Source organism: Curtobacterium sp. B8 (assembly GCF_000333315.1).
In the GTDB taxonomy this organism is placed as follows: domain Bacteria; phylum Actinomycetota; class Actinomycetes; order Actinomycetales; family Microbacteriaceae; genus Curtobacterium; species Curtobacterium luteum.
The window spans coordinates 1-9,863 of record NZ_BACW01000625.1; the positions used below are offsets into that span (position 1 = coordinate 1).

Genomic DNA, 9,863 nt, shown 5'->3' on the forward strand with positions numbered 1-9,863 from the left:
GCCGCCCGCGTGGTCGAGGCCGCGAAGGTCCTCGGTTCGGCCGCCCACACCAAGGGCTGATCCGGCAGGCAACGGCCGGGAGGCTCCCCACCGGTCACGGCCGGGCCGCCGCTGGCGCGTCGGCCCGGTACCGGCCGGCGTGGGCCCAGGGGCGCGTCCGACAGGACGCGCCCCGTGCTGCGTCCGGTCGCCCTGGCCGCCGTCGGGGTGGTGCCGTGCCACGATGGTCGGGTGACCGCCGACGCCATCGCTTCCGAGTTTGCCCAGTACGTCACCGAGTCCCCGACCGCGTTCCACGCGGCGGCAGCGGCACGGGACCGACTCGTCGCGGCCGGGTTCACGGAGCTGTCCGAACTCGACGCCTGGCCGACCGCGCCCGGCGCGTACGTCGTCGTCCGGGACGGTGCGGTGATCGCCTGGCGTCTGCCGACCGGGGCGACGGCGACGACACCGTTCCGGATCCTCGGTGCCCACACCGACTCGCCGACCTTCCGGGTGAAGCCGAACCCCGCGGTGCGGACGCTCGGCTGGGAGCAGCTGAACGTGGAGGTCTACGGCGGCGCCCTGCTCTCGACGTGGTTCGACCGCGACCTCCGGATCGCCGGCCGGGTCGTCGACGCCGACGGCAGCATCCGGCTCGTGTCCACCGGCGCAGTCGCCCGGATCCCGAACCTCGCGATCCACCTCGACCGCGGGGTGAACGACGGCAAGGAGATCGACCGTCAGCGGCACACGATCCCGATCGTCGGCGTGGGCGGTGACGTCGGCGGGACCGACGTCCTCGGCTGGCTGCGCGACCAGGTCGGCGACGAGGCCGTGTCGTGGGACCTCTTCCTCGCGGACACCCAGGCGCCGGCCCGGATCGGTCTCGCGGGCGAGTTCCTGGCGTCCGGACGGATGGACAACCTCACGAGCGTGCCCGCCGGAATCCGAGGCGTCGTCGAGGCGCCGTCCGACGGGGACCACATCCCGGTGTTCGCGGCCTTCGACCACGAGGAGATCGGCTCCTCGACCCCCTCGGGTGCGGGCGGGCCGTTCCTGGAGGACGTCCTCGGGCGCGTGCAGGAGGGCCTCGGCGCCACCCGCTCCGACGCTGCTCGGGCGTTCCGGGCCTCGTGGCTGCTGTCGAGCGACGCCGGGCACCTCGTGCACCCGAACCAGCCGGAGAAGCACGACCCGACGAACCGCCCGCGGCCGGGAGGCGGTCCCCTGCTCAAGATCAGCGCGAACCAGCGCTACATGACCGAGGCGAAGGGCGAAGCCACGGTCGAGGGCCGGCTCTACCCGGAGGAGTCGCCCGACCAGGACACGTACGACAAGGGCGAGTACTCGGCCGTGGCGCCGGCACGGTTCGTCAACACCTGGAAGCAGTTCGACGACCGCATGTACCTCGGGTACGTCGTCGCCGACGGCTCCACCGCGAAGGCAGCCGACCTCGGCACCATCGCCGACCGGGCCCCGACGCGTGAGGTCCAGTTCGACTGGCTCAACCTCTTCTACGCGATCGAGTGGGCCGTGTTCGCCGGCTTCGCCGTGTTCCTCTGGTACCGGTTCGTGAAGGACGCCTGGGAGCGCGAGGAGGAGGACCGTCGTGAACGCCTCCACAGTGCCGACGGGGCGCTCGTCGACCGACGGTAGGATGGCGGATATGGCCCTGACCGTCCGAACCCGCGACATCCCGAAGATCCCGGGTGCGGTGAAGTGGTACCGCGTCTCCGCGTACATCACCGGTGTGCTGCTCCTGGCCCTCGTGGTCGAGATGATCCTCAAGTACACGCCGCTGCACCTCGAGATGCAGCTCGGCGGCGGGCAGTTCTTCGTGCCCGAGGGCACCGCGGGCAAGGAGCCCGGCACGTTCAACCTGTCCATCGGGATCCTCATCGCCCACGGCTGGCTGTACGTCCTCTACCTCTTCACGGACTTCCGTCTGTGGAGCATCATGCGCTGGAAGCCCATCCGCTTCCTGCTGATCGCCCTCGGTGGCGTCATCCCGTTCATGTCCTTCGTGGTCGAGCACCGCATGCAGAAGATCGCGATGGACACCTACCACGACCTGACCGCTGCGCAGCAGCGTGAGAAGGAGGCCGCTCGGTGAGCGAGACCGAACAGCGTCCCGTCCTCGTCGTCGACTTCGGAGCCCAGTACGCGCAGCTCATCGCTCGCCGCGTGCGCGAGGCCAACGTCTACAGCGAGATCGTCCCGCACTCGATCACCGCGGACGAGGTGAAGGCGAAGGACCCGGCGGCGATCGTGCTCTCCGGTGGTCCGTCGTCCGTCTACGAGCAGGGCGCGCCCGCGCTCGACGGCGGCATCCTCGAGCTCGGCGTCCCCGTGCTCGGCATCTGCTACGGCTTCCAGGCCATGGCGACCGCCCTCGGCGGCGAGGTCGCCCAGACCGGCCAGCGCGAGTACGGCGCGACCGACGTCACCGTCACCGGAACGGACAGCGTCCTGCTCGGTGCGCAGCCGGAGTCCCAGGTGACCTGGATGTCCCACGGCGACTCCGTGGCGAAGGCGCCCGAGGGCTTCGAGGTCCTCGCGTCGAGCGCTTCGACCCCGGTCGCCGCGTTCGCGTCCGACGAGCGCAAGCTGTACGGCGTGCAGTGGCACCCCGAGGTCAAGCACTCGGTCCACGGCCAGGCCGTGCTCGAGAACTTCCTGCACCGTGCCGCGGGGCTCCCGGGCGACTGGAACTCCGCGAACGTCATCGAGGAGCAGGTCGCGCGGATCAAGGAGCAGGTCGGTTCGGCGCGCGTCATCGCCGGGCTCTCCGGTGGTGTCGACTCCGCCGTGGCCGCTGCCCTCGTGCACGAGGCCGTCGGCGACCAGCTGACGTGCGTCTTCGTCGACCACGGGCTCCTCCGCGCCGACGAGCGCAAGCAGGTGGAGGAGGACTACGTCGCCTCCACCGGTGTCCGGCTCGTGACGGTCGACGCGGAGCAGCAGTTCCTCGACGCCCTCGCCGGCGTGAGCGACCCGGAGCAGAAGCGCAAGATCATCGGCCGCGAGTTCATCCGCACGTTCGAGGCCGCGGCCGAGGCCCTGGTGCTGGAGGCCCAGGCCTCCGACTCCGAGGGGCAGGTCAAGTTCCTCGTCCAGGGCACGCTCTACCCCGACGTCGTCGAGTCCGGCGGTGGTTCCGGCACCGCGAACATCAAGTCGCACCACAACGTCGGCGGCCTGCCCGAGGACATGACGTTCGAGCTCGTCGAGCCGCTGCGCACCCTGTTCAAGGACGAGGTCCGTGCGGTCGGCCGTGAGCTCGGGCTGCCCGAGGTCATCGTCGGTCGCCAGCCGTTCCCCGGCCCGGGGCTCGGCATCCGCATCGTCGGTGAGGTCACGAAGGACCGCCTCGAGCTGCTGCGCGCGGCGGACAAGATCGCCCGCGAGGAGCTCACCGCGGCCGGCCTCGACGAGGAGATCTGGCAGTGCCCGGTCGTCCTGCTCGCCGACGTCCGCTCCGTGGGCGTCCAGGGTGACGGTCGCACCTACGGCCACCCGATCGTGCTCCGTCCGGTCTCGTCCGAGGACGCCATGACCGCCGACTGGACGCGTCTGCCGTACGACACCCTCGCGAAGATCTCGAACCGCATCACGAACGAGGTCCCGGACGTGAACCGCGTCGTGCTCGACGTCACGTCGAAGCCGCCGGGGACGATCGAGTGGGAGTGACCACTCCCTGACGCCCGAGGGCCCGGCACGCGTTCTGCGTGCCGGGCCCTCGTGCGCGCGGGGCCGCTCGTGCGTGAGGGCTCGAGCGGGCAGGCGCGCGTTCTTCGCTCGCGCGGTCACGACTCCCCGCTTGCTCGCCGTCAATCGGTCACGAATGGTCGCTCGACGCCCGCGATACCGACACGTCGTGACCGCCGGTCGTCCGGACGCGGGGTGTCTCGACCGCTGGCGAGTAGATGAGCCGGCGCGGCGGGCCCGGACACGACGGCGGGCCGGACACGACGGCGGGCCGGACACGACGGAGGGCCCCGGCGTGGTCGCCGGGGCCCCTCCTGGTCGTACGGGTCGTGCTTCCCGCTAGTTGCGCGAGCTGCTCGCGATGATGGCGAGGATGCGCAGGATCTCGAGGTACAGCCACACGATCGTGACCACGAGGCCGAACGCAGCCGTCCACGCGTAGATGCGAGGAGCGCCGCGCTCAACGCCGGTCTTGATCTGGTCGAAGTCGAGGACCAGCGAGTACGCCGCCATGACGACCACCAGGATCCCGATGATCACACCCCAGGGGATGCCGAACAGGAAGCTCGGCTGGCTCATCAGACCGAACGAGCCCTGCGTCACGCCGGTCCACATCAGCACGAGGTTCACGAGCTGGAACACGAGGTAGCCGACCATCGCGATCAGGAAGAAGCGCGTGGCCTTCGGGGTCGCCCGGACCTTGCCCGATCGGAAGAGCAGCAGAGTGATCGCGAACACGCCCAGCGTGCCGAACACAGCCTGCGGGACGATGCCCCCGAACGCGGTCTGGTAGGCGCTCGAGATGCCACCGACGAACACGCCTTCGACACCGGCGTACGCGAGCACGAGAGCCGGCGAGGGCTTCTTCTTGAAGGTGTTCACCATCGCGAGGACGAAGCCGACGAGCGCCGCGACGATCCAGACGCCAGCAGGGAGGTTCCACCCGGCCACCGCACCCACGACGAGCACGCCGAACGCGAGGAGCGTCTTGACGATCGTGTCCTCGTAGGACATGCGGTCGGTGTCGACGGTGGAGGCCGACGGACGGTCGTACATGTACTGCAGCTGCTCGGGCGTCATGCCCTGCTGCGGCGTCTGTCCCCAGCCAGCCTGCTGCTGTCCGGCGCCCGCGCCCCAGGCGTTCCGGCCCGCGTCGTTGAAGGCGGGGGACTGGTCGAAACCGGGCTTGAAGGCCATGGTGTCCTCTCCTGAATGTTCGAGTCCTCTCAGCCTACGGACCAGGTGGCCCGGAAGGCTGGGGATTCGCGGCGAGCGGAACGGCTGTCCCGTGGTCGCCTGCGGCGATCGTCGCACCGCCGGCTCGGAGTTCGCCGTGCCGGGGCTGAGCGCCTGTGTGAACTGTGCTGGAAGGCGGAGGTGAGCCGCGCCTCCAGGCCGGTACCGTGCACGCATGACCCTCGTCATCGCCCACCGTGGCGCGTCCGGACACCGTCCCGAGCACTCGCGGAGCGCCTACGAGCTCGCGATCGAGATGGGCTGCGACGCCATCGAACCCGACCTCGTGCCGACGCGCGACGGTGTGCTCGTGCTCCGGCACGAGAACGAGATCTCGGGCACCACGGACATCGCCGACCACCCGGAGTTCGCCGATCGTCGGACCACGAAGACCGTTGACGGGCAGACCCTGACGGGTTGGTTCACCGAGGACTTCACGTGGGCCGAGCTGCAGACGCTGCGGACCCGCGAGCGCCTCCCCGGTCTGCGGCCCGCGTCGGCGGCGCACGACGGCGAGGACCCGATCCTCCGGCTGGAGGACCTCCTCGCGATCCTCGACGACGCCCCACGCCCGGTCGGGCTCGTCGCCGAGGTCAAGCACGCCACGTCCTTCCGTCAGGAGGGCTTCCCGATGGACGCGCTGTTCGACGACGTGCTCGGCGCGGCCGGCTGGCGCGGCGACCCGCGGCTCACGGTCGAGAGCTTCGAGAAGGGCGTGCTCCGCGACCTCCGCTCGCGTCGGACGGGCGGTCGGCTCGTGTACCTCCAGGAGGCCCGGGGCAGCGCCGCCGACGAGGTCGCGTCCCACGGGTCGCTGGCTCCCACGTACGCGTCCGAGCGGTCGGACGAAGCGCTCGCACGCCTGGCCGACGAGTTCGACGGGATCAGCGTCGACCTGAAGACCCTGATGGCGGGGACCGACAGCCGTGCCGTGGACGATCCCGGACCGGTGCGGAGCGCCGTCGTGGACCGCGCGCACCTCGCCGGGCTCGCCGTGTACACGTGGACGCTGCGACCCGAGAACCGCTTCCTGCCCGGGCCGCTCCGGCGCGGCGGGGACGTCGCCGGGTTCGGTGAGTGGGAGCGGTGGTTCACGTCCGTCATGCGCACCGGGGTCGACGGCGTGTTCGCGGACCACACGGACCTCGCGGTCCGCGCCCGTTCGGCTGTCGGGGGCTCCGCCTAGACTGTCCCCGACATGACGATCGTGCTGGACCCATTCGACTCGGCGCCCGAGCGGGGTGCCGGGGCCGCTGCCCACGAGGACCCGTTCACCGCGGGTCTGAACCCCCAGCAGAAGGAAGCCGTCGAGTACCGCGGCGAGTCCCTGCTGATCGTCGCGGGCGCTGGCTCCGGCAAGACGAGCGTGCTCACCCGCCGGATCGCGCTGCTGCTCGCCAACCGTGAGGCCTGGCCGTCGCAGATCCTCGCGATCACGTTCACGAACAAGGCCGCCGCCGAGATGCGCGAGCGCGTCCGGGCCCTCGTCGGCAACGAGGCCGAGGGCATGTGGATCTCGACGTTCCACTCGGCGTGCGTGCGGATCCTCCGGCGCGAGGCGGAGCGCTTCGGCTTCTCGCAGTCGTTCACGATCTACGACTCGGCCGACTCGCGCGCGCTCCTCAAGCGGATCATCAAGGAGTACGAGGCGGACCAGCTCGGGCTCACCGTCGGTGCGGCCGCGTCGAAGATCTCGAAGCTCAAGAACGAGCTGCAGGACGTCGACACCTACGTCCGGAACATCAACGCGAACGATCCGCAGGAGGTCATGTTCGCCCAGGTCTTCCGCCGCTACACCGACGAGCTCCGCCGCGCGAACGCGTTCGACTTCGACGACCTCATCGGCCAGACCGTGTTCCTGTTCCGGGCGTTCCCGGACGTCGCGGCGCTGTACCAGCGGCGCTTCCGGTTCATCCTCGTCGACGAGTACCAGGACACCAACCACGCCCAGTACGCCCTGATCCGCGAGCTCACCCGTCCGGTGCCGGTCGAGCGGGTCGACGCGCTCGAGGACGCCGGTCAGCACGTCGAGCGGATGCGGGAGCGCGACGGGTCGATCGCCCCCGCGTCACTGACCGTCGTCGGTGACTCGGACCAGTCGATCTACGCCTTCCGCGGCGCCGACATCCGCAACATCGTCGAGTTCGAGCGCGACTTCCCGAACTCGAAGGTCATCCTGCTCGAGCAGAACTACCGCTCGACGCAGAACATCCTCGACGCCGCGAACGCGGTGATCGCGAACAACTTCGACCGGCAGGCGAAGAACCTGTTCACCGACGTCGGCGCCGGAGACAAGATCGTCGGCTTCACCGGGTACACCGGGCACGACGAGGCACAGTTCGTCGCGGACGAGGTCCAGCGGCTGCACGAGGGCGGCACGGCCTACCGCGACATGGCGGTGTTCTACCGGACGAACTCGCAGACCCGTGCGCTGGAGGAGATCTTCATCCGCGCGGCGATCCCGTACCGGGTGCTCGGCGGCACGAAGTTCTACGAGCGTGCCGAGATCAAGGACGCGATGGCGTACCTGATCACGATCGCCAACCCCGCGGACCCGATGGCCCTCCGCCGCATCCTCAACGTCCCGAAGCGCGGCATCGGTGCTGTCACCGAGACGACCCTGCAGCGGTACGCGGATGAGCACGAGACGACCATGCGCGACGCCCTGCGCCACGCGGACGAGCTCGGCTTCGGCCCGAAGGTCCGCACGGCGATCACGTCGTTCGCGGCGCTCCTCGACGAGGTCTCCGCCAAGGCGCAGGACCAGCCGGTGGTGGACACGCTGACGCAGTTGCTCGACGGCTCCGGCTTGCTCGAGAACCTCCGGAAGTCGCCGGACGCGCAGGACGCCGCCCGCGCGGACAACATCGACGAGCTCGTGGCGGTCACGCGGGAGTTCCAGAAGAACAACCCGGACGGCACCCTCTCCGACTTCCTCACCGAGGTCTCGCTCGTCGCCGCGGCGGACGAGCTCGACGACTCGTCGGGCACGGTGTCGCTCATGACGCTGCACACCGCGAAGGGCCTCGAGTACGACGCGGTGTTCCTGACCGGTGTCGAAGAAGACCTGCTCCCGCACCGGATGTCCGCGAACGAGCCCGGTGGGCCAGCCGAGGAACGCCGACTGTTCTACGTGGGCATCACGCGTGCGAAGAAGTCCCTGTTCCTCTCCCTCGCGATGACCCGGGCGCAGTTCGGCGACGTCAACGTGGCGATGCCGTCGCGCTTCCTGCAGGAGATCCCCGAGGGGCTCATCGAGTGGAAGCAGTCGCCCGGCATGGCGAACAGCCGCGGCGGCACAGAACCCCGCGCCCTGAACGCCCGACGCGGTGGCATCGGCGGTGCCGGCGGCGCGGGCGGCGCGGGCGGTGGCTACCGCGGCGGCGGAGGCTGGGGCGGGGGCTCCTACGACCGGGCAGCGGCGGCGGCGAAGACCCGCCCGAAGACCGAGTGGGCGAACCGGGTGTCCGGGCAGGTCCGCGACAACGGTGACCTCGAGCTGGTGGCCGGCGACCGCATCAAGCACGTCGACTTCGGCGAGGGGACCGTATCCGCGGTGACCGGCCAGGGGGCCAAGCGCATCGCGGAGATCGCGTTCGACTCGGCCGGGCGCAAGAAGCTGCTCATCAAGATCGCCCCGATCGAGAAGCTCTAGCGCCGCGCGCCTGGCGCGCCGCGCGCCGCGCGCCTGCGCGCGCCGTGCTGCGCGCCGCGCCGCGCCAGGCGCGCCCATCGCGCCCGGCGCGGTCGGTCAGCGCACAACCAAAGGCGGAGCGCACCACGTGATTCCGCGGTGCGCCGCGACTTTGGTTGTGCGACCCCACGGGGATGGCTCGCGCCGCGGGCACCGCGGCTGCCGCGGCCGCCGCGACCGCGGTGGCGGCCGCCACCGCGGCCGCCACCGCCCGCTACGGCTGCAGCCGCGCCGCGTCCCACCCGTCGGGCGTCCGCACGTACTGCAACCGCCGGTGCATCCGGTCGCGGCTGCCGTGCCAGAACTCCACCACGTCCGGCTCCAACCGCCACGCCACCCACCCGACGGGCCGGGGCACGTCGTCGTCGGTGTCCGCCAGCAGGGTGTTCGCGTCGTCGATGAGGTCCTGCAGCGTCCGGGGTTCGAGGACGTCGGACTGGTCCGCGATGGCCGTCGCTGCCCGTGACTTCGGCGACCGGTCGGCGAAGAGCGCGTCGGACTCGGCGTCGGACAGCTGCACGGCACGCCCTTCGAACCGGAGCTGCTGCATGGTCTCGCGCCAGTAGACCTGGAGGGCTGCGTGCGGGTTCGCGGCCAGTTGTCGGCCCTTCGGGCTGAGCGTCGAGGACCCGAACACGAGGCCGTCGTCCTCGATGCGCTTCACGTCGACGGTGCGCGCGGACACCCGGCCCTCGGCGTCGGCGGTGGCGAGGGTCATCGAGAGCGGCTCGGACACCTCGCGGTCCTCGGCGTCGGCGAGCCAGGCGCGGGCGAGGTCGAGCGGGGAGGCGGGTGGCGTGTCGAACTCCGGGAGCTCGAGGGAGGCGTCACCGGACAGCGAAGCGGACATGCGTCCAGCCAACCCCGCTCAGTCCACCCACGTCCAGGTCGCCGGGGGACGCCCGCCCCGTCCCGTCGACGTCGGAGCGGCGTCGGTCCGCACGAGCGCGGGGTTCGTCCGGAGCGCGCGGTTGAGGTTCCCGGCGTCGGGCGCAGTGCCGTGCAGAGCCGTGTGCAGGTGCGCTGCGGCGGAGGTCACGAAGACCTCGCCGAGCAGCGCGCGGGTCAGGGCGACGTCGCGCCACAGCCGGGTGCGCACCTGGTCGACGGCCGTCCGGACGATCGTGTCGTGGTCGAACGGGAGGCCCCGCTCGGCCCCGCCGACTGGGTTCCACACCGCGGACGGAGCGTCCACTCCCGGCGCCACGACGGCGAAGAACGCGATGCTGATGGCCGCGTCGCG

Annotated in this window: 8 protein-coding genes; 5 read left to right on the forward strand and 3 right to left on the reverse strand. The window is 71.0% G+C overall.

Features of this window, described 5'->3' with window-relative positions:
* Nucleotides 1-231: 231 nt before the first annotated feature.
* From I59_RS16775 to guaA, 3 genes are read left to right on the forward strand one after another with little or no spacing between them, the layout of a single operon-like run.
* On the forward strand, nt 232-1,638 hold the full coding sequence (locus I59_RS16775; RefSeq protein ID WP_261976601.1) for a M18 family aminopeptidase: 1,407 nt from the start codon (nt 232-234) through the stop codon (nt 1,636-1,638).
* 10 nt (nt 1,639-1,648) lie between these two features.
* Nucleotides 1,649-2,095, forward strand: a complete 447-nt coding sequence (locus tag I59_RS16780; RefSeq protein ID WP_022904861.1) for a DUF3817 domain-containing protein — start codon at nt 1,649-1,651, stop codon at nt 2,093-2,095.
* A complete protein-coding gene (guaA, locus tag I59_RS16785) occupies nt 2,092-3,672 on the forward strand; it encodes a glutamine-hydrolyzing GMP synthase (RefSeq protein ID WP_022904862.1) in 1,581 nt (526 codons plus the stop codon). Before I59_RS16780 ends, guaA begins: the two co-directional genes overlap by 4 nt.
* 357 nt (nt 3,673-4,029) lie before the next feature.
* On the opposite strand, the gene I59_RS16790 is transcribed toward guaA, so the two are convergent.
* Nucleotides 4,030-4,887: a Bax inhibitor-1/YccA family protein gene (locus tag I59_RS16790; RefSeq protein ID WP_022904863.1), complete on the reverse strand. Its 858-nt coding sequence runs from the start codon at nt 4,885-4,887 to the stop codon at nt 4,030-4,032.
* Nucleotides 4,888-5,101: 214 nt separating this feature from the next.
* On the opposite strand from I59_RS16790, the gene I59_RS16795 reads away from it, so the two are divergent.
* Together I59_RS16795 and I59_RS16800 are read left to right on the forward strand one after the other, a co-directional pair.
* On the forward strand, nt 5,102-6,112 hold the full coding sequence (locus I59_RS16795; RefSeq protein WP_031274264.1) for a glycerophosphodiester phosphodiesterase family protein: 1,011 nt from the start codon (nt 5,102-5,104) through the stop codon (nt 6,110-6,112).
* A gap of 12 nt (nt 6,113-6,124) precedes the next feature.
* The gene (locus tag I59_RS16800) at nt 6,125-8,581 is read left to right on the forward strand and encodes an ATP-dependent helicase (protein ID WP_022904864.1); all 2,457 of its coding nucleotides are present in this window, start codon (nt 6,125-6,127) and stop codon (nt 8,579-8,581) included.
* Nucleotides 8,582-8,834: 253 nt separating this feature from the next.
* Here the strand turns inward: I59_RS16800 and I59_RS16805 are convergent, their stop codons facing one another.
* Together I59_RS16805 and I59_RS23020 are read right to left on the reverse strand one after the other, a co-directional pair.
* A complete protein-coding gene (locus I59_RS16805) occupies nt 8,835-9,470 on the reverse strand; it encodes a pyridoxal 5'-phosphate synthase (protein ID WP_022904865.1) in 636 nt (211 codons plus the stop codon).
* An 18-nt stretch (nt 9,471-9,488) separates the two neighbouring features.
* On the reverse strand, nt 9,489-9,863 hold a 375-nt coding region (locus I59_RS23020; protein ID WP_022904866.1), incomplete at its 5' end, for a hypothetical protein.